The organism is Aeromonas genomosp. paramedia, assembly GCF_023093515.1.
In the GTDB taxonomy this organism is placed as follows: domain Bacteria; phylum Pseudomonadota; class Gammaproteobacteria; order Enterobacterales; family Aeromonadaceae; genus Aeromonas.
In genome coordinates this window covers 17796-42357 of record NZ_JAAROG010000030.1, presented here as the reverse complement: position 1 = coordinate 42357, position 24562 = coordinate 17796, and the positions used below count along the sequence as shown (strand labels likewise).

Here is a 24562-nt window from a genome sequence, read left to right as displayed (position 1 = left end):
CGACTTGGTTTTCTGCGTTGCCGCTTGCCCTGTCGATGGAGGCGCATTATAGGGAGCTGAAACTTTCTGGCAAGCCCATTTTTGCAAAAAGTGGCAATAAATCTTCAAAAATAGGCCTTTCTCTAGTTATTCATAGCCAACCACAGCTTTTGTACAAACTTATCCACAGAAACGGGCTCGGGATTGCTAGAATGGCCAGAAAATTGAGGAGGCCAAGATGGACTTGCGACTGAGATCCTATAAAGGAAAACGCCCGCAACTGGGCAAACGGGTATATGTGGACCCCTGCGCCACCCTGGTGGGAGACATAGTGCTCGGCGACGATGCCAGCATCTGGCCCCTGGTGGCGGCACGGGGGGATGTGAACCATATCCGTATCGGCGCCCGCAGCAATGTGCAGGACGGCACCGTTCTGCACCTCAGCCGCAGGAGCGCCGCGAATCCCGATGGTTATCCCCTGCTGATCGGGGAAGACGTCACTGTGGGCCACAAAGCCATGCTGCACGGTTGCACCATAGGCAACCGGGTACTGGTCGGCATGGGGGCCATACTGCTGGATGGGGTGGTCGTCGAGGATGATGTGATGATAGGCGCCGGCTCTCTGGTACCACCGGGCAAGCGGCTCGCATCCGGCTTCCTCTATATGGGGAACCCGGTCAAGCAGGCACGGCCGCTCAAGCCAGCAGAGATTGCCTTTCTAAAGACCTCGGCCGACAACTATGTCCTGCTCAAGGATGAGTATCTGTAAGAGGCTTGAGGCAGACAGATAACAAAAACAAGAAGCCCGGCATGCGCCGGGCTTCTCTGCTTATATAGCTAGCCAATCACTGTGATCGGGATCAGTGGGCCTGATCCCAGTTGTCGCCGGTCCCGGCTTCCACCACCAGCGGCACGTGCAGCTCGGCCGCCGCGGACATCTTCTCCTTGATGAGGGCGATGTACTCCTCCAGCTTCTCCTCGCGGATCTCGAACACCAGTTCATCGTGAACCTGCATCAGCATGTGGATGGAGCCATCGGTAATGCCCCGGATCCAGCCATCGACGGCGATCATGGCGCGCTTGATGATGTCGGCGGCCGTGCCCTGCATGGGGGCGTTGATCGCCGCCCGCTCCGCCGCCTTGCGCAGACCGGCGTTGCGGGACTTGATGTCCGGCAGGTAGAGGCGACGACCGAACAGGGTCTCGACATAGCCCTGGGCTTCCGCCTGCTGGCGGGTGCGCTCCATGTACTCCAGCACGCCCGGATAGCGCTCGAAGTAGAGATCCATGTACTTCTGCGCCTCGGCACGGCCGATCCCCAGCTGCTTGGCCAGACCGAAGGCACTCATGCCATAGATGAGGCCGAAGTTGATCGCCTTGGCGCTGCGGCGCATGTCGGTGGTCACCGCCTCGAGTGCCACACCGAACACCTCGGCGGCGGTCGCCTTGTGGATGTCCTTGCCCTCGGCAAAGGCGGTCAGCAAGCCCTGGTCACCGGAGAGGTGCGCCATGATGCGCAGCTCGATCTGGGAGTAATCCGCCGCCACCAGCTTGTAGCCGGCGCTCGGGATGAAGGCCTGCCGGATCCGGCGCCCCTGCTCGTTGCGCACCGGGATGTTCTGCAGGTTGGGATCGGTGGAGGAGAGCCGGCCGGTCGCCGCCACCGCCTGATGGTAGGAGGTGTGTACCCGCCCGGTCTGGGGCTTGATCATCAGCGGCAGCTTGTCGGTATAGGTGGACTTGAGCTTGGCCAGACCGCGGTGCTCCATCAGCAGGCGCGGCAGATCATAGGTCTCCGCCAATTCCGCCAGCACCTCTTCGGCGGTGGACGGGGCCCCCTTGGGGGTCTTCTTGAGGATGGGCAGCCCCAGCTTGACGAACAGTATCTCGCCGAGCTGCTTGGGCGAGGAGAGGTTGAACTCCTGCCCGGCCAGCTCGTGCGCTTCCCGCTCCAGCTCCGCCAGACGTACTTCGATCTCCTGGCTCTGCTGGTGCAGCAATTTGGGATCTATAGTGGTCCCGAGCAGTTCCATCCGTGCCAGCACCGGCAGCAGGGGCAGTTCGATCTCGGTGAACACCTTGGCCAGCTCAGGCTGTTTGCTCAGTTCGCCCCACAGGGTCTGGTGCAGACGCAGGGTGATGTCGGCATCTTCCGCCGCATAGGGCGCGGCCTGCTCCAGTTCGATCTGGTTGAAGGTGAGCTGCTTGGCCCCCTTGCCGGCGATGTCCTCGAAGGAGATGGTCTCGACCCCGAGGTACTTGCTGGCCAGGGAGTCCATGTCGTGGCGGCTGGCGGTGGAGTTGAGCACATAGGATTCGAGCATGGTGTCGAAGGCGATGCCCTGCAGATCGATGCCGTGATTCTGCAGCACATTGCGATCGTACTTGAGGTTCTGGCCCACCTTGAGGCGGGTCGGATCTTCCAGCAGCGGCTTGAGCTTGCCCAGCACCTGCTGTTCGGTCAGCTGGGTTGGCGCCCCCAGATAGTCGTGGCCGAAGGGAACATAGGCCGCCTTGCCCGGCTCGATGGCGAACGACACGCCGACCACTCTCGCCTCCATGTAGTCGAGACTGGTGGTCTCGGTGTCGAAGGCAAACAGTGGTGCCGCCTGCAACTGTGCCAGCCAGCCGTCGAACTCGGCCTCCTCCAGAATGCAGCTGTAGTCGGTCTCGATGGCGGCAGCGGGAGCAGCAGCGTCATCAGCGGCCTCTTCCTGTCCGGCGCTCTCTTCGCCACCGGACTCCAGCTCCTTGATGAGGTTGCGCAGCTCGTACTCCCGGTAGACCGCCAGCAGGGACTCCTTATCGATCGGGCCCAGCAGCAGCTCTTCGAGACTCTGCTCCAGCTCGACGTCGGTCTTGATGGTCGCCAGCTGGTAGGAGAGGCGAACCTGATCCTCCTGCTCGCGGAATTTGTCGGCAAACGTCTTGGAGCCACGGAAGCCGAGGGCGGCGACCTTGTCGAGGTTGGCGGCGATCTGATCGATGCTGCCTATCCCCTGCAACAGCGCCTGGGCCGTCTTCTCGCCCACCCCTGCCATGCCGGGAATGTTGTCCACCTTGTCCCCCATCAGGGCCAGGTAGTCGATGATGAGCTCGGGGGGCACGCCGAACTTCTCGATCACCCCTTCCCGATCGGTCTTCACATCCTTCATGGTATCGATCAGGGTGACATGGTCGGAGACCAGCTGCGCCATGTCCTTGTCGCCTGTGCTGATGAGCACGGGCAGTTGCTTCTCGGTCGCCTGGCGGGCGAGCGTGCCGATCACGTCGTCGGCCTCGACCCCTTCGACCATCAGGAAGGGGAAGCCCATCGCCTTGATCATCTGATGGATGGGGGCAACCTGGCTGCGCAGATCGTCCGGCATGCTGGCGCGGGTCGCCTTGTACTCGGGGTAGATGTCGTCACGGAAGGTCTTGCCCTTGGCGTCGAACACCACGGCCACATGGCAGTCGGGGTATTGCTTGCGCAGGCTGCGCATCATGTTGGCCATCACCCGGACGGCGCCGCTTGGCAAACCGGTCGATGTGCGCAGATCGGCCTGCTGGGAGGCGAAGAAGGCGCGGTAAAGATATGAAGAGCCGTCGACCAAGATAAGGGGATTGCTAGGGGCCATGAAATCGTCCTGCCAGGAATAAACAGTCGCTAGGATGCCACAGGGCCCGCGGCACACCAAGGGGCTGACCCCCTCCCATTGGTGCCACGAACCGCCCCATGACCTGTGGATAACTCTGTGCTCAAAAATGGACTCATGGCTGTACCATGGTGGCAAAGTTGTGGATTAAAAACAAAAAACACATATAAAACAGCGCATTGAGATCGTAAAAACAAACCATGACGCCTTCATCATGATCTCGATCAATGTGGAAAAAAATTCAAGGGGGTCAACGAGGCAGGATCCAAAACGAAACAATCCTAGCACAGCAAGATGACTTGACCAGTGGAGGCCGAACGATAACCATACAAAAGTACAACAATCTACCCTGGCTCACATTTTCAACAACGAGGAGTCTGCCATGAAAAAAGTGGCCGTGATCTTGAGTGGCTGTGGCGTGTTTGATGGCGCCGAGATCCATGAAGCCGTCATCAGCCTGCTGGCTCTGGCCCGTCAGGGCGCCACCGTCCAGTGCTTCGCGCCCGACGTGCCTCAATTGCATGTCATCAACCACCTGACCGGCGAGGTGAGCGAGGGGGAGAGCCGCAACGTCCTGGTCGAGGCTGCCCGCATCTGCCGCGGCCAGATCCGGAATGTGGCCGAGCTGGATGCGGCCGATTTCGATGCCTTGCTGGTGCCCGGCGGCTTTGGCGCCGCCAAGAATCTGTGCGACTTCGCCGTCCAGGGCGCCAACTGCCAGATCCAGCCCGATGTGCTGAAAGCCTGCCAGAGCTTTGCCGAAGCCCGTAAACCGGCGGCCTATATCTGCATAGCACCGGCCATGATACCCCTCATCTATGGCGCCGGCACCCTGGCCACCATAGGCCATGACGAGGGCGCCGCCAATGCCATCGAGGCCATGGGGGGCAGCCATCTCAACTGCCCGGTCAGCGAGTTCGTGGTGGATCAGGAACACAAGGTGATCTCGACTCCGGCCTACATGCTGGCACAGAACATCGTCGAGGCCGCCGACGGCATCGAGAAGACGGTCAGGCAGTTGCTGGCCCTGTGATCCCCTCCCCTGCCAAAACAAGCGGGCCGCTCAAGGAGCGGCCCGCTTTCATTCCAGTCAGTCAAGACGGGATCAGATGGCATCGCCCATCTGGTCCATCTTGCCCAGCAGGGCGCGCAGACGCTCTTGCCAGGCAACGTGTTCGTTGCGCAGCTGATGGTTCTCGTCTTGCAGCTTGTTGTTCTGCTCTTTCAGCTCGTCCAGCTCCATTTTCAGCAGGGAGATGTTGTCGACGGCGGATTGTACTTTGGATTCGAGTTGCTCAAGGACTTCTAGTGACATATGCATACCTGTATGTTCAATTGCGATGCCCCACAGGGGGCGATTCAAGCGCGTGAAGCCAGCATACCCTGATGCGCTCGGCACAAACAAGCCAGCGCGTTGCAAAATGCGCCCTCCGTGCCGGTATTGCTTAAATATGCGTCGGTTTTTCTCGCAGGCAGCAGGAACCGCGATCCGGGACGCTCGCCGCGGCGTCACGGCCCCTGCTAACAGCCTCCTCTCCCGCCGCCGGCATCAGCCGTGCAGGGCGATGAAGCCCCCCATCAACAGACAGGCCACCCCGTACATCAGCAGCCCGTAGAGCAGGTTCCAGCGCAGCAGCAGCCCGGCGCTCAGGTTGTAGCGGGAGGCCAGCGCCAGGTTGGAGCCGGAGAGCGGGCTGGTGCCGGTGGCGAGCCCCCACCCCAGCAGGAAGCACATGCCGAGCAGACTGGGATCCGGTGACAGCGGCCACAGCAAGGGGGCCACCCCCGAGATGCTGATGAGGGGGTGCACACCTATGATGGCGACCAGGAAGATGAGCAGCAGGGTGAGGGATGCCTCAAGCCAGCCGAAGTGGTTGAACAGCGGCAGGCCGTGACCCGCACCGAAGTCGATGACAGAGAGGGCACTGTTGATGCCGGCAGCCAGCAGGCCAGCCCCGAGAAACAGCACCAGCTGGCCGCCTATGGCGGGGAAACGCTCCACCACCTGCCGCTTGAGGGCCGCCCCGCGCCCCTGGCTTGGCATGAAGAGCAGCGCCAGCAAGGGGGCCACCAGCGCGATCACCGCCAGGATGCTGAGCCCGGGCCAGAGCCGGTGGATCAGCAGCACCAGCAGCGCCAGGGTCACCGGCAACCCCAGGGTCTGCAGCCTCAGGGGATAACCTGCAAAGTCCGCCACCCCGAGCCGCTCCACCTGCCAGGCCGTCAGACCCATGGCCAGCAGGGCGGCAAGGATGCCAAACGGCAAAATCTGGGAGAGCTGCAGGCCGGGGGCGTAAGTGAGCGCCACCGCCATGGCGACGAAGAAGGGGGACCAGAAGGCCGCGGCGCAGAAGATCCGGCTCAGCACCATGACCTGGCGCCGTTCAAGGGTACCATTGCGCTCCAGCCGATCGCCGATGATGAAGAGCACCGAGAGGTTGATGACGGCACCGAGCAGATTGAGGCTGGCCATGGTGCTCCACAACCCCTTGCGCCCGGACCAGGAGGCGGTGCCGGTCAGCAGACCCGAGGTGGCGAGGTTGAGGGTGCTGACGGCGGCAAACATGGTGAGCATGTTGATGTTGGGCAGCAGCCAGTCTCCGGGGCTGAGGCTGGCGCCGCGCCACCAGGAGAAGAGCAGCAGCAGCAACGCCGCCCCGTAGAGCGCCAGCGCCTGACGACGGGCGGCGCCCACCAGCCAGGGCCAGGTGAGCAGGGAGGCGGCCCAGGCCGCGACAGCGGCCGGCCAGGGGGAGAATCCCAGATAGAGGTGCAGCAGGTTGAGCAGCCACATCCCCAGGATCAGATAGCCTGACCAGCGCTTGACCATACAGCGGCCTCGGTCAGGGGATCAGAGACACTGATCCATGTCCAGGGAGGGTTTGTCGCACTCGGGTCGGCCCACTATCTTGGCGGGCACGCCGGCGACCGTGGTGTGGGGTGGCACCGGATTGATCACCACGCTGCCGGCCCCTATCTTGGCGCCGACCCCCACTTCGATGTTGCCGAGCACCTTGGCGCCCGCCCCTATCATCACCCCTTCCCGGATCTTGGGATGACGGTCGCCACTCTCCTTGCCGGTGCCTCCCAGGGTCACGCTCTGCAGGATGGAGACGTCGTTCTCGATCACTGCGGTCTCACCGACCACTATGCCGGTGGCGTGGTCAAACATGATGCCCTTGCCGATCCGCGCGGCCGGGTGCACGTCGACCCCGAACACCACGGAAATCTGGTTTTGCAGGTAGAGCGCCAGCGAGCGACGCCCCTGGCGCCACAGCCAGTTGGCAACCCGGTAGCCCTGGAGGGCATGGAACCCCTTGAGGTAGAGCAGCGGCGTCGAGAAGAGGTCGACGGCGGGATCCCTGTCCTGCACCGCGCAGATGTCGGCGGCCACCGCGGCCAGTAACTCGGGTTCGCTGCGCAGGGCCAGCTCGATCACTTCCCGCAGGGCGATGGCCGGCATGGTGGTGCTGTCGAGCTTGTTGGCGAGCTGGAAGCTCAGCGCCGAGCGCAGATCGCTGTGGTTGAGAATGGTGGAGTGAAAGAAGCTGGCCAGCATGGGCTCCTGGGCCGCCATGCTCTGCGCTTCCTGCTGAATTTTTTGCCACGTCTGGGCAACCAGATCATCCATGTTGCAGCCTACTGTTGTTCAGGGTGAGTGCCTTGTTGTTCTTTTGTCAGCACCGAGATGGGGTCCATGTGGATGATCACATCCATCCGCTCAAAGGACTGGCGGACCGCCAGTTCAGCCTCGTCGGCTATCTGATGGGCCTTGACCAGGGGGAGCTGATCGTCAAGCTCCAGATGCAACTGCACGAAGCGGGTCGGTCCGGATTGACGGGTGCGCAGATCATGTACGCCATGCACCCCCTCTACGGCACAGCAGAGCGCCATTATTCTCGCTTGTTCTTCCTCTGGCAACTGACGATCGAGCAGGGCCTGTACCGATTCGTAGCCGATCTGGACGGCTCCCCACACCAGGAACAGACCGATCAGGATGGCGAACAGGCCATCGGCCCAGTACCACCCCTGCCCCGCCAGCACCAGCGCCACCAGGACACCGGCGTTGAGCAGCAAGTCCGAGCGGTAGTGCAGCATGTCGGCCTTGATGGCCACGCTGTTGGTCTTGCGAATGACCAGGCTCTGGAAGCTGACCAGCAGCAGGGTCAGCAGGATGGAGCCGGCACTGACCCAGATCCCGGCCTCGAGCCGCACCACGGGAACCTGGTTCAGCATCGACGAGATGCCGTGCATCATCAGCAGCAGGGCAGAGCCCGAGATGAAGGCCGACTGGATCAGACCCGCCAGGGACTCCGCCTTGCCGTGGCCGAAGCGGTGCTCCTCATCGGCCGGCGCCAGCGCGTAGCGAATGGCCAGCAGGTTGATGATGGAGGCGCTCACATCCATGAAGGAGTCGGTGAGGGATGCCAGCAGGCTGGAAGAGTCCGTCATCAACCAGGCGATCAGCTTGCCCAGGATCAGCAGGGTGGCGGTGACGACCGCCGCCGTGCTGGCGAGGGTGACCCAGCGGGAATAGTGTTGGTGGCTCAAAACCGGCTTTCCTCTGACGCGTAAAAACCTATTATACCCTGACCCGAACGTCAGTTTGGCGCGCAAAATCAACGGAGTGACCCCGAATGAACAAAATACTCCTGGTCGACGACGATCTCGAACTGACCCAGCTGCTCACCGAAATCCTGACCCTGGAAGGGTTTGACGTCACCGTCGCCGAGGATGGGGAGGAGGGGCTGCTGCGGCTGGCAGAGCAGGCATTCGATCTGGTGCTGCTGGACGTCATGATGCCCAGACTCAACGGGTTCGCCATGCTGACCAGGCTGCGCAAGACCCACGACACTCCAGTGCTGATGCTGACCGCCCGGGGCGACAGCCAGGACAGGGTCAACGGGCTCGAAGCGGGGGCCGATGACTATCTGGCCAAGCCCTTCGACGACAGAGAGCTGCTGGCGCGGGTGCGCGCCATCTTGCGCCGCACCCAGCATCCCTCCCCCCAGCGCGGCGCATCCGACGAGCTGCGCTTCATGGATCTGGTGCTGCAACCCGGCCTGCAGCAGGCCCGCTGCGACGATCAGCTGCTGGAGCTCACCGCCACCGAGTTCGGCCTGCTGGAGTGCCTGCTGCGCAGCCCGGGCCAGATCGTCAGCAAGAACCTGTTGTCAGAGCAGGTGCTTGGCAAGAAGCTCGAGCCCTTCGATCGGGCCATCGACATGCACCTGAGCAACCTGCGCAAGAAGCTGCCTGAGCGCAGCGATGGCCAGCCCCGCTTCAAGACGGTGCGTGGCCGAGGCTACCTCTGGCTGGAGCAGGCATGAAAACGGCCCGCACCTTCAATGGCCTCTCCACCCAGATATTTCTCTGGTTCTGGTTCATGCTGCTGCTCGTGCTGGCCGCCGTGGTGACACTGCCCACCCTGGATCCCCGCAACACCATACCCCTGCCCGAGCACGAGATGGCCAGGATGAACAACAACCTGCGGGCACTGCAGGCCGGTGCCGATCCGCACCAGGATTTCGATCTGCAGCAGGCCATCACGACGGCCGGACTGTTGCCGGTGGACAACGTCTACCTGCGCGATGCCAAGGGCCAGATGCAATCCACCACCCGGCTGAGCAAGTTCGTGATCCGCTTCATGCTGGATGCCGACGACCCGGCCAGGCCCATGCTGGGCAGCGAGCACCAGCGGGCCATCGCCGGCCCCTTCCTGATGCAGCACCACGGCCAGAGCTATCACGTCTACTTCGGGCTCAACGTCGAGAACTCCTATCTGTTCCTGTTCATCCAGATCCTGGATCACCCCATCCAGATCCTGGGCATCGCCATGCTGGTCAGCACCCCCCTCTGCCTGCTGCTGGCCTGGCGGCTGACCCGCCCCATACTGCAGTTGCAGCAGTCGGTCTCCCAGCTGGCGCAGGGCAAGCTGGAGACGCGGATCCCCAACCTGGGACGACGGGACGAGATAGGTCAGCTGGCGGATCATGTCAGCCACATGGTGGACACTCTCAAGCGCATGATCCAGAAGCAGAAACAGTTGCTGTCAGACATCTCCCACGAGCTGCGCAGCCCCCTCACCCGCATTCAGCTGGCGCAGGCCTTGATCCGCCGCAAGCAGGGGGACAGCTCGGAGCTGGCGCGGATCGAGAGCGAAATAGCCAGGCTCGACAAGCTGATCGGGGATCTGCTGGATCTGTCCCGGGTCCAGCAGCACGTGGAGGCCCCGGTGACCCTGCCGCTGGCGGATCTGCTGGAGCCCATACTGGACGACGCCATGTTCGAGGCCAACCAGAACGGCAAACAGCTCAGGCTGCCACCGCTGCCGACCGAGTCGCTGCGGATGTGGCCCGAGCTGCTGGCGAGGGCCCTGGAGAACCCGCTGCGCAATGCGCTCAAATATGCCCGCGAGTTCATCAAGGTGGATTGGTATCAGGAGGGACGGGAGTGGGTGATGACCATCAGGGATGACGGCCCCGGCGTGCCGGTGGAGCAGCAGCCCATGCTGTTCCTGCCCTTCTTCCGGGTGGACGATGCCCGCAACGCCAAGACAGGGGGCACCGGTCTCGGTCTCGCCATCGCCGCCGAGGCGATCCAGCGTCATGGCGGCACCATCAAGGCCAGCAACAATCATCCGACCGGGCTCGTCATCACCATACGCCTGCCCATGGTGTGAGCCACCCCTTTTCATCGGCACGGGCGCTGGGTATGCTGGCGCCCGTTTCGCACCACCCCAGCCCCGCATCAGGATCCCGTCATGCTCGACATAGTGCTCTATCAACCGGAAATCCCGCCCAACACCGGCAACATCATCCGCCTCTGTGCCAACACCGGCTACCGGCTGCACCTGATAGAGCCCCTGGGTTTTGCCTGGGATGACAAGCGGGTGAAGCGGGCCGGGCTCGACTATCACGAGTTTGCCGAGGTGAAGCGCTGGCCGAGCTATGAGGCCTTTCTCGCGGCCGTGGCCCCCAAGCGGGTATTCGCCTGCACCACCAAGGGGCGCACCGCTCATTCGGCGGCGCAGTTCGCCCAGGGGGATGCCCTGCTGTTCGGGCCTGAGAGCCGCGGATTGCCGGCGGAGATCATCGAGAGCCTGCCGTTCGAGCAGCGGCTGCGCATTCCCATGCTGCCCCAGAGCCGCAGCATGAATCTGGCCAACGCGGTCGCTGTCTTCGTCTACGAGAGCTGGCGCCAGTTCGGCTATGAGGGATCTCTCTAGCCTCCGTCGGCGCGGCGCCCTCAGAGGCGGTGCCGACCATGAGACCCCGTCAGGCGGGTTCCCGGCCTTGACCCAGCAGGCGGCCGTCACGCTCCAGTTGCCAGCATAGCCAGCCCAGAGTCAGGCCCCGCCCTGTCATCAGCGCCGCCATCGCGGCCCACAAGGCCGCCACGCCCCACCCCTGGCACAGCCACCAGATCGGGAAGAAGCCGGCAAACACCGCCACCAGCATGCTGTTGCGCATCTCGCGAGCCCGGGTGGCCCCGATGAAGACCCCATCCAGCAGGAAGCACCAGACCGCCAGCAAGGGCATGGCGATGAGCCAGGGCAGTTGGCGGTTCGCCTCGGCGATCACCGCAGGGATGTCGGTAATATGGGCGATAAGCTGCCGCCCCCCCAGGGCAAACCCCAGGGCGAAGGCGAAGGCGATCAGCAAGGCCCAACCCAGGTTGAGGACGATGGCCTCCCGCAGCCCCTGCCTGTCCCGCCGTCCTATGGCACGCCCCACCATGGCTTCCACCGCGTAGGCAAAACCGTCCAGCCCGTAGGAGATCAGCATCAGGAAGTTGAGCAGCACCGCATTGGCGGCCACCGCCACATCCCCCAGCCTGGCCCCCTGCAGGGTCATGAAGGCGAAACAGAGCTGCAGGCAGAGGGAGCGGATGAAGATGTCCCGATTCAGGCCGAGCAGCCGCCGCACCGCGGGCCATCGCCACCAGCGCGACCAGGCGCCCTGCCACACCTCGGACGGGAGATGGCGCAGGCGGCGGCTCACCAGCCAGAGCCCCACCCCGAGCGAGCAGTAGTCCGCCAGCAGAGAGGCGGCAGCCACCCCCCTGACCTGCCAGCCCAGCCCCAGCACGAACCAGGCATCCAGCACCATGTTGACCAGGTTGCTCAGGATCAGCAGCAGCATGGGGCTGCGCGCATCCTGCATGCCCAGCAGCCAGCCCATGATGACCAGGTTGCACAGGGCCGCCGGGGCGCTCCAGATCCGCACCGAGACATAGTCGCCGGCATAGACCTGCACCTCGGGGGATCCCCCGCTGAGCCCTATGATGGCCGGCAAGAAAGGCAGCACCAGCAACAGCAGGGCCAGCCCCAGCCCGACGGCGAGGCCGAGCGCCCGCGCCAGGGTGTCCAGCTGCCCCTCGGCGCTGGCAGCGCCCTGGGCCTGGGCAGTCAGGCCAGTGGTGGACATGCGCAGGAAACCGAGCAGCCAGAACAGGAGGTTGATGAGGGTTGCCCCGACCGAGACGCCCCCGAGGAACCAGGCCTGACCGAGATGACCGATCACCCAGGTGTCCACCAGGCCGAGCAAGGGGGTGGTGACGTTGGAGAACACCATGGGCAGGGCCAGGGCAAACACGGCCCTGTGGCGGCGGGGATCCCTCAGCCAGGACGGCATCAAGCTGGGCACGATCTGCGCCGGCGGCTCACTCGTCGGCCAGCCGCACTATGCGTGCGAAGTCGGAGACCATGGTCTGCATGTCCACATGAGGCACCTCACCCGGGGCCACCTTGGGACGGAACATGGCCACCAGCTTGCCCTCGGGGCTGATCAGCACGATCGAGGCCGAGTGGTCTATGAGGTAATCCTTGCGTTCGCTCTCCACGATGGAATAGACGAGGCCAAGGTTGCGCACCAGGGGGAAGAGGGCGCGGTGGGGGCCGGTCGCCGCCTTGAACTCCGGATGGAAGAAGGCGGTGTAACTCTTGAGGCGGGCGCTGTCATCCCGCTGGGGATCCGCCGAGACGAAGACCACCTGGCTGCTGGGCGAGATCTTCTTCAGATCCGGGTAGATGGAGCGCAGATCCGCCAGGGCGGTCGGGCAGACGTCGGGACAATAGGTGTAGCCGATGAACAGGAAGGTCCAGTGCCCCGCCAGATTGGCGGCGGTGAAGGGCTTCCCATCCCCATCCGTGAGGGTGAAGGGATTGATGTCGCGCCCTACCGGATAATAATCCGCCTGCGCAGGCAGGGAGGGTTGGCTCCAGTAATAAGCCGCCATTATGCTGCCGACGAAGAGCAACAACAGCAGGGAAAAACGTGGTTTAACCATATAAAACAGAACCTTGCTAGTTCAACCAGCCAGATGGCGGGGCCAATGAAGGGCTATTGTAACCCGCCAGGCCCCGTTTCTGCCTAGTCCCGAGTCCGGATCCCGGTCAGGAAAGGGCCCCATAGGGAGGAGACAACCACTATCTCCCGGCCATGGCGGGGATAAAGAAAAGCCCCACACCGGGTGGGGCTCACACACTGTTCGGGGGACGGGCTCAGGGTCGCAGTCTTCGCTGCCCCTGAGAGCGCCGTATAGTGGCGTGCAGAGGAATGACCGGGGCCGTCCAAGGGGCATCTGGCAAACCTATGTCGTGGTGGCGGCGGAACAGACGAACCAGGCGGACAATCTTGTCCTTGGGGCACCCCAGCCAGATGGTCCAGCCATCGCCCTTGTGATAGACCCAGAGCGCATAAAACCACGTCATCCGACTGCCCTTGATGAATCGGGTGATGGAGGATGCGGGGGTTGCGGTTGCGGCCGGACCCGGATCCCACGGCGAGCTTGAAGCCATACCTGTCCTCCTTGCTCAACAGGCCACGCCGACCAGTGTGACTGCCATCGGGAGGCAGACCAGGCACCGTCGCGTACTGACTGTATTGAGTCGTCCTGCTGCCTGACGACTCTCCCTGTCCCGCACCGCCCCAGCTGTGATGCATCCCTGCTACCCATGCTGACCTGGCGGCACACTCAAGGTCATGGCGGTTATCCGGCCATGACACTGCGGGCCTTCTCAAAGGATATATCCGAAATGCACGATGCGTGGCGGTACTGTTTGCGGTGGATCCGGGCGGCGGCAATGGCGGGGATCGGGGAGGAAAGGAGATCGGGGAAAACGCACAAACGAAGGGGCCTCCCGCAGGAGGCCCCTTGGCATGTTCGATGGCTACATCCAGTCGGCGTTGCGAATGACCCCGACCGCCAGCCCTTCGATGGTCAGATGCTGGCTGGAGAGATCCACCTCGATGGGGGAGAGATCCTCGTTCTCCGGCAGTAGCCACACCTGGCTGCCCTTGCGCTGGAAGCGCTTGACGGTGACGTCTTCATCGAGACGCGCCACCACCACCTGGCCGTTGCGCACCTCCTGGGTCTTGTGCACCGCCAGCAGATCCCCATCCATGATGCCGATGTTCTTCATGCTCATGCCCTGCACCCGCAACAGGAAGTCTGCCCGCGGGTGGAACAGGGCGGGATCCACCTGATAGTGGCTCTCGATGTGCTCCTGGGCCAGGATGGGCTCGCCGGCCGCGACCTTGCCGATGAGCGGCAGGCCGTTCTCTTCTGGCGCGGCCTCCTCTTCCTCGAGCAGCAGACGGATGCCGCGGGAGGTGCCGGGCATGATCTCGATGACCCCTTTCTTGGCCAGGGCCTTCAGATGTTCCTCGGCCGCATTGGCCGACTTGAAGCCAAGCTTCTGGGCGATCTCGGCGCGAGTCGGCGGCATGCCGGTCTCGCTCATGTTCGCCTTGATAAGCTCCAGCACTTCAGCCTGGCGGGGGGTAAGGGGTTTCATAGCATAGGCACCTGTCTTTTTATACAGCACACTGGCAGTATATACAGTGCTGTGGCCAAGGCAAGGCGTTGCTGATATTTGTCCCCACCTTGTCGCAAAAATCCCGCACCTTCTATCCTGAAAAGGCACTCATCCTACCTCTCGGCGACAAGCCGTCGGTGATTTGCTATGCTCACGCCGCATTTTTTTGGAGAGCAGACGCACATGTCCCTTGGACAGAACATTTCCAGAGCCATCCTGCAATGGCCGGTCAGTGGCTTGGTCAATCACAAGAGCCTGCCGGAAAATCCCATCACGGAGCTCAAGCTGGATCCGGCAAGGCCCATCGTCTACGCCCTGAAAACCAGCTCGATCACCGACCTGATGACCCTGCAACAGTGCTGCGAGGATCTCGGCCTGCCCGGCCCCTTCACGCCGCTGGAGCTGGGTGGCCAGCTGCTGCCGCGCTACGTCTGTCTGGATCGTCCGCCTCCCCTGTTTGGCACGCGCAACAAGCCGCTGCCCTTCCTGCAGGAGTTCCACCAGCTGCTGGACTTGCACAAGCAGGATCCCGAGCTGGATATCCAGGTGGTGCCCGTCACCCTGTTCTGGGGGCGCGCCCCCGGCCGGGAAGGCGAGGAAGCCTCCGGCTGGAACATCATCAGCAGCCTGGCCCCGAACCGGCTCAAGAAGGCGCTGATCGTGATCCTGAAAGGGCGCGAAAACCTGGTGCGCTTCTCACCGCCGCTCTCATTGCGCTACATGGCGGACAAGCACGGCACCGACGAGGCCATCGCCCACAAGCTGGCGCGGGTGGCCCGCACCCACTTCAGCCGCCAGCAGCTGGCGGCCACCGGCCCCAAGCTGCCGAACCGCAACCTGCTGTTCAAGCAGTTGCTGGAGTCGAGCGTGATCCAGCAGGCCATCGAGGAAGAGGCCAGACGGGAGGGGATCAGCCTCGAAAAAGCCCAGAAGCGCGCCCATGGCTACATGGACGAGATCGCCTCCAACTTCTCCTACCGGCTGATCCGGCTCGGGGAGAGCTTCCTCGGCTGGCTGTGGAACAAGCTCTACCGCGGCCTCTCGGTCAACGGTGCCGAGCAGGTGCGCCAGCTCGCCCAGGAAGGGCACGAGATAGTCTACGTCCCCTGCCATCGCAGCCACATGGACTACCTGCTGCTCTCCTACGTCATCTACCACCAGGGCATGGTGCCGCCCCATATCGCGGCGGGCATCAACCTCAACTTCTGGCCGGCGGGCCCCATCTTCCGCCACGGCGGCGCCTTCTTCATCCGCCGCACCTTCAAGGGCAACCCGCTCTACAGCACGGTATTTCGTGAATACCTGAACCTGCTGTTTGCCAAGGGCTACTCGGTGGAGTTCTTCACCGAAGGGGGTCGCTCGCGCACCGGCCGCCTGCTGCCCCCCAAGACCGGCATGCTGGCCATGACGCTGCAGGCCATGATGCGCGGGCTGGACAGGCCGGTCACCCTGGTGCCCGTCTATCTGGGCTACGAGCACGTGATGGAGGTGAACACCTACCACAACGAGCTCAAGGGCAGCCGCAAGGAGAAGGAGAGCTTCCTGCAGGTGCTCGGCATACTGCGCAAGCTACGCAACTATGGCCGGGGCTTCGTCAACTTCGGCGAGCCGCTGACCCTCAACAGCTACCTCGGCGAGCACGTGCCGCACTGGAAGGAGAGCATAGGCCGGGAGGAGCGCCCGGAGTGGATGGCCCCCACCGTCAACCGGCTGGCCGAGCTGCTGATGACCCGGATCAACGATGCCGCCGCCGTCAACGGCCTGACCCTGAGCGCCCTGGCGCTGCTGGCCGCCGAACGCCATGCCCTGACCCGGGACGAGCTGCAAGCCCAGATCAACACCTATCTGGACCTGCTCAAGCAGGTGCCCTACAGCCCCCAGAGCACCATGCCGGACGAGGATGCCAGGACACTGCTGGATCAGGCCATGGAGCTCAACAAGTTCGAGGTGAGCGAGGACAAGTTGGGGCAGATCATCAGCCTCGATCGCTATCAGGCGATCCTGCTGACCTACTACCGCAACAACATACTCCACCTGTTCGCCCTGCCCTCCCTGGTGGCGGCCCTGATCGAGCGCTGCGAGGGGATCTCCCGCGGCGAGATCGTCGCCCGCTGCATCGACATCTACCCGCTGCTCAAGACAGAGCTGTTCCTGCGCTACGAAGAGGACGAGCTGCCGGAGCTGGTCGATGCCCTGCTGGCCGAGCTGCAACGCCAGCAGCTGATCGAGGCCCGCGACGGCGGCTACTGGGTCAATCCGGGCAACCAGATGCGTCTGCTGCTGCTGGCCGAGAGCATTCAGGAGACGCTGCAACGCTACGCCATAGTGCTGACCCGGGTGCTGGCCCAGCCCCACATAGAGGCGGAGCAGCTGGAGGCGGACGGCCTGATGATGGCGGAGCGCCTCGGCACCCTGCACGGCATCAACGCCCCCGAGTTCTTCGACCAGAAGCTGTTCAGCACCCTGATCCACACCCTGCGCAGCGAAGGCTATCTGGATCCGGGCTGCAAGCCGGATCTCGGCCGCTTCCAGGCCCTGGCCGACAACATAGTGCCGCTGCTGAGCAACAAGATCCGCCGCACCATACAGGCGGGCAACCGGCTCTGACCTCAAGAAGAGCCAGCCACAGAGCAACAAAAAGGCCGCATCATGCGGCCTTTTTTATCGACAGGGGCTGCTCACAGGTAGTGGGCGATCACCCCGAACAGCACCAGGGCCCCCACATAGTTGTTGTTGAGGAAGGCCTGGAAGCAGGCCTCCCGCTGACGCTCCCGGATCAGCCGCTGCTGATAGACGAACAGCGCCGCCGCCCCCAGCAGACCCCAGTAATAGCCGGACCCCAGCGCCATCAGCTGACCCACCAGAAGCAGAATGAGCAGGGTTGCCAGCTGCAGCACGCCGATGATCCGCTTGTCGTGACGGCCAAACAGGATGGCGCTCGACTTGAGCCCGAGCTTGAGGTCATCGTCCCTGTCCACCATGGCGTACTGGGTGTCGTAGGCGATGGTCCACAGCAGGTTGGCGAGAAACAGCAGCCAGGCGACGGGCGGCAGGGCATTGGCCTGGGCCGCATAGGCCATGGGAATGGACCAGGAGAACGCCATCCCGAGCACCAGCTGCGGGATGGGAATGAAGCGCTTCATGAAGGGGTAGCAGACCGCCAGCAGCAGGCCGGCGAACGACAGGCCTATGGTGAGCGGGTTCAGGGTCAGCACCAGGGCGAACGAGATGAGCGCCAGCACGGCGAACAGGATCAGCACCTCCCGTTCGTCGACCCGGCCCATGGGCAGCGGTCGCCCGGCGGTGCGTTTCACGTGGCCGTCGAAGTTGCGATCCGCATAGTCATTGATGACGCAGCCCGCCGAGCGCATCAGGAAGACCCCCACCACGAACACGGTCAGGATCCAGGGATCCGGCAGGCCGCCCGCCGCGAGACAGAGCGCCCACAGGGTCGGCCACAGCAGCAAGAGGGTGCCGATGGGCTTGTCGATGCGGGCCAACTGCACATAGGCCAGTCCCCGCTCCTTGGTTAACAGCTTCACTCCAGCTCCTTATGCGATGGCAGCGAATGAGACGATAGCGAGGGCAGGAAGAGTTCGTGGACCAGCAAGGGCCACTGCCCCAGATAGAGACGGGAGCGGCGCCCCCAGACGGTGGCGGCCTGGCACCAGGGATTGCTCGCGATCTCGAAGCAGGCCAGTTGCAGGTGATCGCGCCGTGCCGGTGCATCACCGAAGATGCGCTCCCCCAATGGCTGCTCCCCCAGATCCTGCAGGCCGCTCCCTTGCAGCGCCGCCTCGGCAAACAGGGTCCAGCCCAGAATGGCCGGCCCGGCATCACCGTGCAGGATCACCTCGCGGCAGATCCCCACGGGATCCGCAACGGCCACCAGCGTCTGCTCGTCCGCTCCCAGCGACACGCTGCGATTGCCGAGCAGTTGCACCGAGAGGTGACTATTGTAACGCCGCAGGCGCCGGGTCATGGAGTCGGCCTCCAGCAACCAGGGGCGCAGTGCCTCGGGGGGGGCACACTCTGCGGGTGCCCGCCAGGGGACGAGCTGGATGAGGGGAACAGTCAACTCGGACTTCACAGCTTCACCATCCGGAGATTTCCGTTGTCAGGTTAAAATCCCGTTTATTATCCGTAAATCAATGGCGAATTGTAAGAACATCCGTGCTTGACGGCCCCGATGGCAGCATCAAAAATGGGGCATCCGTCGCTGCCGAGCCATCTAGATGAAGATCTTCAGAATTCTGCTGGTGTTATCCCTGGGTTGTACCCTGTTGAATACCCACGCCTTCGCCAACGAGGAAGCGGCCGCCGATCCGGCCTCCGCCGCCGTCCAGCCGGGATTCGCCTATCACGCGCTGGATCCGGACATCATCACCAACTACCTCGGCGACGGCAAAACCCTGGGCTATGTGCGGGTGACGGTGGAGCTGATGGCCGAAAACGCCGCCGATCTCAAGTTGCTGGAGCAGCACGACCCCCTGATCCGCGACGCCATCATCCGCCTGATTGGCAGCAAGACGGGGGCCCAGATCAAGTCCCTGGTGAGCCGGGAAGAGCTGCGCAAGGAGTGCGAGGCCAAGGTCAACGAACTGCTGGTCAGAGAGACCGGCAAGAAGGCGGTACGCGAGCTCATCTTCACCAAGTATCTTTATCAGTAATGAACCGCGAGCAGGGTGCCGACCGGCAGTCTGCTCTCCCTACCGCTCCCATTCACTGTCGAGGAAGTCATCGTCATGGGCCACAAGACGCTGTGTGAATGGCGCCGTCACGAGATCCCCGCCGATCTCAAGACACTGCGCAAGATATTGCGCAAACCCAAGTTCGTGTGCGGCAAGTGCGCCCGCAGCGCCAATGACAAAGAGTACCTGTGCCAGCCGCTACGGCTGAAGGAGAAAGGGGAGTAAGTCCCCCGCAGCTTGCCGCTCAAGCGTCTGAAGAAGGGGGGGGCCTATTGATCGGTCCAGCCCTGACGGCCCTGCGCAAACAGTCTGCGGGCCTGGACGTCATTGGGGCAGACACCGCGGTACTCCTCCCCCGATCGCCCGGCCAGATAGAGGTGCTCCGGGCGGCAATACCAGGCCAATCCCTTCTGGCGGCCCTGCTGCCACATGGCAACGTCCACCTTGTCGCCGCACTGGGTCTGGTGGAATGCCACCCTGTCGTCGGCAAACCCCAGCTTGCCATCGGCTTCCCCGACGTCGCTCCACACCTTTTCGCAGGGATCGTCCGAGTTGGAGACACAGCCCCCGAGCAGGGTGGCACAGAGCATGATGACGAGTGAGCGCATAATCATCCTTGGGCGTTGTTTGAGTGGTTTATGGCGTCTCTGGCCTGACGGGCATCCCTCTTCCCACAGCGCCATTTGAGCAGTTCATTCTAACCAGAGCCTCGCCCGGCCACCAAGGGGCATGCTGCCGAACGCACAAAAAATCGGGCGGGCCACCAGGCCCGCCCGCACGCGTTACAGGGAGTCATTGATCGTCGAGAGGGTCATAGTCCTGCCAGCCCTCGTCGTCCAGCTCCTCCAGCTCGTCTTCCCAGGATTCCGGCTCCCACTCATCGTCGAGCTCGAAATCCGGCGTCTGCGTACCCATGCTCATTCTCCTTGGATAGTGCACCGGCCTTCAAAGTCTATCCAGAAAAATGGGGCTCGCCAGTGGTGCCGGTCAGAGCCTGATCAGGGTGCGCCCCGCCACCCGACCCTGGGTGATGGCCTCGGCGGCCTCCACCACCTGCCCCAGCCCGATCTCGGTGACCGCCTGGGCGAAGAAGCTGGCAGGCAGATCCCGCGCCAGCCGCTGCCAGGCCAGTTGACGGCGCGCCAACGGGCACATCACCGAATCCACCCCCTGCAAGCGCACGTTGCGCAGGATGAAGGGCATGACGCTGGTGGGCAGATCGAAGCCGCCCGCCAGGCCGCAGGCGGCCACGGCGCCGCCATAGTTCATCTGGGCCAGCAGCTTGGCCAGCACCTGGCTGCCGACGGTGTCGACCGCACCGGCCCACAGCTGTTTCTCCAGCGGCTTGGCAGGCTCCAGCAGTTCGCTGCGCGGCACTATGCGGCTGGCACCCAACGCCGTCAGCATGGCGCCCTGCTCCTCGGGACGGCCGGTCAGGGCCGCGACGCGATAGCCCAGCGCAGACAGCAGGGCGACGGCTGTGGTGCCCACTCCACCGGCGGCACCTGTCACCAGCACCTCACCACTGTCGGGGGTTATGCCCGCCTCTTCCAGCGCCAGCACGCAGAGCATGGCGGTGAGGCCGGCGGTGCCGATGCACATGGCTTGGCGCTCATCCAGCCCGGCCGGCAGCGGCACCAGCCAGTCGGCCTTGACCCGCGCCTGTTCGGCCATGCCGCCCCAGTGTCCTTCCCCCACGCCCCAACCGGTCAGTACCACCTTGTCACCGCTCTGGTAGCGGCTGTCGGCCGACTCCAGCACAGTGCCGACGAAGTCGATGCCCGGCACCAGCGGCCACTGGCGCACTATCTTGCCCTTGCCGGTGATGGCCAGCCCGTCCTTGTAGTTGAGGGAGCTGTAGCTCACCGCCACCCGCACCTCCCCCGCCGGCAGTTGGCTCTCGGCCAGCTGGGTCAGAGTTGCCTTGGTCTTGCCATCTTGGTTGTCCAGTAACAGAGCCTTGAACATGCTTGCCTCTCGATGTTGTGACGTCACCCATCAGGTGCTTTGACGCCTTTGCAGTTGAAAATCCAGGGTCAGGGCCAGGCCGGCCACCGTCTCGCCTGCCAGCTGACGCAGGATGAGATCGGCCGCTTCCTGGCCCATCTGGTAATAGGGGATCCTGACCGAGGTGAGCGCCGGATAGCAGGCCCGTGCCACGTCCAGATCGTCGAAACCGGCGATGGCGAGCTTGCCCGGCACGCTCAGGTGGCGGCGCTGGCACTCGAACAGCACGCCCGCCGCCAGCTCGTCGTTGACGCACACCAGCGCATCCAGCTCGGGCCAGCGCAGCAGAAACTCCCCCAGCATGGCCGCCCCCGTGCTGAAGCTCGGCAGCTCCGAGGTGTTGATGATGGCGTCGGGGGAGAGGTAGTTGTCCAGCAGCGCCTTCTGCCAGCCCTGCATGCGCTGTTGCAGCATCCACTGCTCCTGGCGGGCACAGAGAAAACCGATGTTGCGGTAGCCGCGCTCGATGAGGTGACGGGTCAGCTGATAGCCGGCGTCGAAGTTGGAGACCCCCACGTTCATGTCGATGGGTTGGCGCGCCATGGCGCCCACCTCCACCACCGGCAGGCGGGCGGCCTTCAACCGGGTGTGTATGGTTTCGCCGGGATCGCCGCCAAACAGCACCACGGCGGCCGGGTTGTGCTGCAGGAAGTTGCTGAGAAGGCTCTCTTCCTGCCGCTTCAGGTGCTGGGCGTCCCCCAGCATGATCTGGTAGCCCTCGGCGAGCAGGGTCTGCTGCAGACCGGCTATCATGTCGCCGCAGGCACGCTCCGCCAGGCTGGGGACTATGACCACTATGGTCTGGGAGGTGGCGGAAGCCAGCGCCCCCGCCGCCCGGTTGGGGATATAGCCGAGTTCATCCACCGCCGCCTCGATGCGCTCGCGCATCTTGTCCGACACCAGCTCCGGAGTGCGCAGGGCGCGCGACACCGTCATGGCCCCCACCCCGGCCAGCTGGGCCACTTCGTTGAGGGTCACCCGACCCGTGCTACGGCGTTTCTTCGCTTCTGACATCCTTTCCCTTCCTCGGCATGCGGGTACTCACTTTAAGGCAAAAGTGCAGCACTGACTATTTGCTCAAGCCGGATTTTACCTCCTTCGGCGGGGTGACGGGGCAAGATGAATCCCGTTCATGGCATAAATGATAGCGCTATCACATATCGATGTTAGCGCTATCTGGTAGCGCTAACTTTCGAGATCCAGCTCACGGTTATCCACCGGCGAGAACGCTAGATTGGCGCAATCTCATCCAGCCGGACACTGCCATGCTGACTCAATTGCTGACCGAGGAGGTCATTTCCATCGAAGCGGGGGCCCGCGACTGGCGCCATGCCATCGAGCTCGCCACCGCCCCCCTGCTGGCCAACGGCACCATAGCGCCCTCCTATGTGGCGGCACTGTTTCGCTCCCACGAGGAGCTCGGCCCCTACTACGTGCTGGGCCCGGGCCTGGCCATGCCCCACGCCCGCCCGGAAGACGGCGTCAACCGGCTGGGGTTGGCGCTGACGGTGCTGAAGGAGGGGGTCAACTTCGGCTCCGAGGGCAACGACCCGGTCCGGTTGCTCATCACCCTGGCCGCCAGCGACGGCAACTCCCACGTGGAGACCATAGCCCGGCTGGCCGAGCTGTTCATGAACGAAGAGGACGTGGCGGCCATCATGGCGGCCGACACCAAAGACGACATCCTGCGCATACTGGCGCGTTACTGAGCGGCGCCCTGCGCCCGACTGAGGAAAATGACAATGAACATTCTGGTTGTATGCGGACACGGCCTGGGCACCAGCCTGATGATGGAGATGAGCATCAAGAGCATCCTCAAGGAGCTGAGCGTCACCGCCGAGGTGGATCACCGGGATCTCGCCTCCGCCGGCAGCGAGACCGCCGACATCTTTATCGCCACTCGGGACATCGCCGAGCAGTTGCAATCCATGGGGGTCAACGGCCGGCTGGTCTCTCTGGACAACATGGTCGACAAGGCCGCCATGAAAGAAAGGCTCACCACCGCCCTGCGCGAGCTGGGCGCACTCTAATCCTTTTGCAACTCTCTGGGCGGCCTGTGGGCCGCCCCTTTCCTCTGATTGGAGCTGACCATGGAATTTTTCAATTTTCTGATGTTTGACGTGCTGTCGGAGCCGGCCGTGCTGGTCGGCCTGATCGCCCTTATCGGTTTGATTGCCCAGAAGAAACCCGTGACCGAGTGCATCAAGGGCACGGTCAAGACCATCATGGGCTTCGTCATCCTGGGGGCCGGTGCCACCCTGGTGGTGAACTCGCTGGGCGACTTCGCAGCCATCTTCCAGCACGCCTTCGGCATCAAGGGGGTGGTCCCCAACAACGAGGCCATCGTCTCCATCGCCCAGCAGTCGTTCGGCAAGGAGATGGCGATGATCATGTTCTTCGCCATGCTGGTGAACATACTGATCGCCCGCCTCACCCCGTGGAAATTCATCTTCCTGACCGGTCACCACACCCTCTTCATGTCGATGATGGTGGCGGCCATCCTCTCCGCCGGCGGCATGAGCGGCATTCCGCTGATCGCGGTGGGCAGCCTGGTGGTCGGCGTGACCATGGTGCTGTTCCCGGCCCTGGCCCACCCCTACATGAAGCAGATCACCGGCTCCGACGACGTGGCACTCGGCCACTTCTCCACCTGCTCCTACGTGCTGGCCGGCTGGATCGGTGCCAAGTTCGGCAACAAGGCCCACAGCAGCGAAGAGGTGCAGGTGCCCAAGAGCCTGCTGTTCCTGCGTGACACCCCGGTGGCCATCTCCTTCACCATGGGCATCATCTTCCTCATCACCTCCGCCTTCGCCGGGCCCGAGTTCGTCGCCAGCGTCGCCAAGGGCAAGCACTGGTTCATGTTCTCCCTGATGCAGTCCATCACCTTCGCCGCCGGGGTCTACGTCATCCTGCAGGGGGTGCGCATGGTCATCGCCGAAATCGTGCCGGCCTTCAAGGGGATCTCCGACAAGCTGGTGCCCAACGCCAAGCCGGCGCTCGACTGCCCCATCGTCTTCCCCTACGCCCCCAATGCGGTGCTGATCGGCTTCCTGTCGAGCTTCGCCGCCGGCCTGGTGGGCATGGTGCTGCTCTATCTGCTGGGGCTCACCGTCATCATTCCGGGGGTGGTGCCGCACTTCTTCGTCGGCGCGGCGGCCGGTGTGTTCGGCAACGCCACTGGCGGCCGTCGCGGCGCCCTGCTTGGAGCCTTCGCCAACGGCCTGCTGATCACCTTCCTGCCGGTGTTCCTGCTGCCTGTGCTGGGGGATCTCGGCTTTGCCAACACCACCTTCAGCGATGCCGACTTCGGCGTGGTGGGCATACTGCTGGGCCTGATAGTGCGCTGAGGTCACCTTATCCAGGCAGTCAACAGGCGCGGTCTATGGACCGCGCCTGTTGTTTGCGGCAACCTCACCTCATCGACGCCG

At 63.5% G+C, this 24562-nt stretch carries 27 protein-coding genes; 12 read left to right on the top strand and 15 right to left on the bottom strand.

From position 1 onward, the window contains the following. Together HB860_RS20635 and HB860_RS20630 are read left to right on the top strand one after the other, a co-directional pair. Positions 1-233 (top strand): hypothetical protein (locus HB860_RS20635; protein ID WP_247627792.1); only part of this gene is annotated, 233 nt, incomplete at its 5' end. Beyond that, positions 218-748 (top strand): gamma carbonic anhydrase family protein, encoded by a 531-nt coding sequence (locus HB860_RS20630; RefSeq protein ID WP_247627791.1) that lies wholly within the window; start codon positions 218-220, stop codon positions 746-748. The genes HB860_RS20635 and HB860_RS20630, both read left to right, overlap by 16 nt. Positions 749-839: 91 nt before the next feature. Here HB860_RS20630 and polA read toward each other — a convergent pair whose 3' ends face one another. Continuing rightward, the gene (gene polA / locus HB860_RS20625; protein ID WP_247627790.1) at positions 840-3596 is read right to left on the bottom strand and encodes a DNA polymerase I; all 2757 of its coding nucleotides are present in this window, start codon (positions 3594-3596) and stop codon (positions 840-842) included. Between the two features lie 400 nt (positions 3597-3996). Between polA and elbB the strand changes: the two genes are divergently transcribed. Beyond that, positions 3997-4647 (top strand): isoprenoid biosynthesis glyoxalase ElbB, encoded by a 651-nt coding sequence (elbB, locus tag HB860_RS20620; RefSeq protein WP_247627789.1) that lies wholly within the window; start codon positions 3997-3999, stop codon positions 4645-4647. Between the two features lie 72 nt (positions 4648-4719). Here elbB and HB860_RS20615 read toward each other — a convergent pair whose 3' ends face one another. From HB860_RS20615 to fieF, 4 genes are all read right to left on the bottom strand, one after another. After that, a complete protein-coding gene (locus HB860_RS20615; RefSeq protein ID WP_025325277.1) occupies positions 4720-4929 on the bottom strand; it encodes a cell division protein ZapB in 210 nt (69 codons plus the stop codon). A gap of 234 nt (positions 4930-5163) precedes the next feature. Then, a complete protein-coding gene (locus HB860_RS20610; RefSeq protein WP_247627788.1) occupies positions 5164-6444 on the bottom strand; it encodes a hypothetical protein in 1281 nt (426 codons plus the stop codon). Between the two features lie 21 nt (positions 6445-6465). Then, positions 6466-7245: a serine O-acetyltransferase gene (gene cysE / locus HB860_RS20605; protein ID WP_025325275.1), complete on the bottom strand. Its 780-nt coding sequence runs from the start codon at positions 7243-7245 to the stop codon at positions 6466-6468. Between the two features lie 8 nt (positions 7246-7253). Beyond that, positions 7254-8165, bottom strand: a complete 912-nt coding sequence (gene fieF, locus HB860_RS20600) for a cation efflux pump FieF (protein ID WP_205642766.1) — start codon at positions 8163-8165, stop codon at positions 7254-7256. Positions 8166-8251: 86 nt separating this feature from the next. Here fieF and HB860_RS20595 point away from each other — a divergent pair, with 86 nt between their 5' ends. From HB860_RS20595 to trmL, 3 genes are all read left to right on the top strand, one after another. Next, complete coding sequence (locus tag HB860_RS20595; RefSeq protein ID WP_139437775.1) at positions 8252-8944, top strand: response regulator; 693 nt, start codon at positions 8252-8254, stop codon at positions 8942-8944. After that, positions 8941-10296, top strand: coding sequence for an ATP-binding protein (locus HB860_RS20590; protein ID WP_247627787.1), 1356 nt, complete (start codon positions 8941-8943; stop codon positions 10294-10296). The genes HB860_RS20595 and HB860_RS20590 overlap by 4 nt, the downstream gene beginning before the upstream one ends. 81 nt (positions 10297-10377) lie before the next feature. Further along, positions 10378-10842 carry a tRNA (uridine(34)/cytosine(34)/5-carboxymethylaminomethyluridine(34)-2'-O)-methyltransferase TrmL gene (trmL, locus tag HB860_RS20585; RefSeq protein WP_247627786.1) on the top strand — a complete coding sequence of 155 codons (465 nt, stop codon included), beginning with the start codon at positions 10378-10380 and terminating at the stop codon, positions 10840-10842. A 49-nt stretch (positions 10843-10891) separates the two neighbouring features. Here the strand turns inward: trmL and HB860_RS20580 are convergent, their stop codons facing one another. The 4 genes from HB860_RS20580 to lexA form a co-directional block, all read right to left on the bottom strand. Then, entirely contained in the window at positions 10892-12250 is a 1359-nt protein-coding gene (locus HB860_RS20580) for an MATE family efflux transporter (RefSeq protein ID WP_247627793.1), read from the bottom strand. Positions 12251-12278: 28 nt separating this feature from the next. Next, positions 12279-12905, bottom strand: a complete 627-nt coding sequence (locus HB860_RS20575) for an SCO family protein (protein WP_139437782.1) — start codon at positions 12903-12905, stop codon at positions 12279-12281. Between the two features lie 214 nt (positions 12906-13119). After that, positions 13120-13329 carry a hypothetical protein gene (locus HB860_RS20570; RefSeq protein ID WP_247627785.1) on the bottom strand — a complete coding sequence of 70 codons (210 nt, stop codon included), beginning with the start codon at positions 13327-13329 and terminating at the stop codon, positions 13120-13122. Between the two features lie 459 nt (positions 13330-13788). Next, positions 13789-14415, bottom strand: a complete 627-nt coding sequence (gene lexA / locus HB860_RS20565; RefSeq protein WP_025325267.1) for a transcriptional repressor LexA — start codon at positions 14413-14415, stop codon at positions 13789-13791. 204 nt (positions 14416-14619) lie between these two features. On the opposite strand from lexA, the gene plsB reads away from it, so the two are divergent. Further along, positions 14620-17043 (top strand): glycerol-3-phosphate 1-O-acyltransferase PlsB, encoded by a 2424-nt coding sequence (gene plsB / locus HB860_RS20560; RefSeq protein WP_247627784.1) that lies wholly within the window; start codon positions 14620-14622, stop codon positions 17041-17043. Between the two features lie 71 nt (positions 17044-17114). Here the strand turns inward: plsB and ubiA are convergent, their stop codons facing one another. Both ubiA and HB860_RS20550 read right to left on the bottom strand, forming a co-directional pair. Beyond that, positions 17115-17978 (bottom strand): 4-hydroxybenzoate octaprenyltransferase, encoded by an 864-nt coding sequence (gene ubiA / locus HB860_RS20555; protein WP_247627783.1) that lies wholly within the window; start codon positions 17976-17978, stop codon positions 17115-17117. Beyond that, positions 17975-18526, bottom strand: coding sequence for a chorismate--pyruvate lyase family protein (locus HB860_RS20550; protein ID WP_247627782.1), 552 nt, complete (start codon positions 18524-18526; stop codon positions 17975-17977). The genes ubiA and HB860_RS20550 overlap by 4 nt, the downstream gene beginning before the upstream one ends. Positions 18527-18671: 145 nt before the next feature. Between HB860_RS20550 and HB860_RS20545 the strand changes: the two genes are divergently transcribed. Together HB860_RS20545 and HB860_RS20540 are read left to right on the top strand one after the other, a co-directional pair. Next, positions 18672-19106: a flagellar basal body-associated protein FliL gene (locus HB860_RS20545; protein WP_139437790.1), complete on the top strand. Its 435-nt coding sequence runs from the start codon at positions 18672-18674 to the stop codon at positions 19104-19106. Between the two features lie 75 nt (positions 19107-19181). Beyond that, a complete protein-coding gene (locus tag HB860_RS20540) occupies positions 19182-19352 on the top strand; it encodes a hypothetical protein (RefSeq protein ID WP_005331100.1) in 171 nt (56 codons plus the stop codon). Positions 19353-19396: 44 nt separating this feature from the next. On the opposite strand, the gene HB860_RS20535 is transcribed toward HB860_RS20540, so the two are convergent. The 4 genes from HB860_RS20535 to HB860_RS20525 form a co-directional block, all read right to left on the bottom strand. Beyond that, on the bottom strand, positions 19397-19741 hold the full coding sequence (locus HB860_RS20535; RefSeq protein WP_139437792.1) for a DUF2799 domain-containing protein: 345 nt from the start codon (positions 19739-19741) through the stop codon (positions 19397-19399). A 178-nt stretch (positions 19742-19919) separates the two neighbouring features. After that, positions 19920-20042: a hypothetical protein gene (locus tag HB860_RS22245; protein ID WP_080675028.1), complete on the bottom strand. Its 123-nt coding sequence runs from the start codon at positions 20040-20042 to the stop codon at positions 19920-19922. Positions 20043-20114: 72 nt separating this feature from the next. Beyond that, positions 20115-21095: an MDR family oxidoreductase gene (locus tag HB860_RS20530; protein WP_247627781.1), complete on the bottom strand. Its 981-nt coding sequence runs from the start codon at positions 21093-21095 to the stop codon at positions 20115-20117. A gap of 30 nt (positions 21096-21125) precedes the next feature. Continuing rightward, positions 21126-22148, bottom strand: a complete 1023-nt coding sequence (locus tag HB860_RS20525; RefSeq protein WP_247627780.1) for a LacI family DNA-binding transcriptional regulator — start codon at positions 22146-22148, stop codon at positions 21126-21128. Positions 22149-22399: 251 nt separating this feature from the next. On the opposite strand from HB860_RS20525, the gene HB860_RS20520 reads away from it, so the two are divergent. The 3 genes from HB860_RS20520 to HB860_RS20510 are packed head-to-tail and all read left to right on the top strand — an operon-like array spanning position 22400 to position 24481. Beyond that, on the top strand, positions 22400-22843 hold the full coding sequence (locus HB860_RS20520; protein ID WP_247627779.1) for a PTS sugar transporter subunit IIA: 444 nt from the start codon (positions 22400-22402) through the stop codon (positions 22841-22843). 33 nt (positions 22844-22876) lie between these two features. Then, positions 22877-23164 (top strand): PTS sugar transporter subunit IIB, encoded by a 288-nt coding sequence (locus HB860_RS20515; RefSeq protein ID WP_247627778.1) that lies wholly within the window; start codon positions 22877-22879, stop codon positions 23162-23164. A 60-nt stretch (positions 23165-23224) separates the two neighbouring features. Then, positions 23225-24481 (top strand): PTS ascorbate transporter subunit IIC, encoded by a 1257-nt coding sequence (locus HB860_RS20510; RefSeq protein ID WP_016349012.1) that lies wholly within the window; start codon positions 23225-23227, stop codon positions 24479-24481. Positions 24482-24562 lie beyond the last annotated feature (81 nt).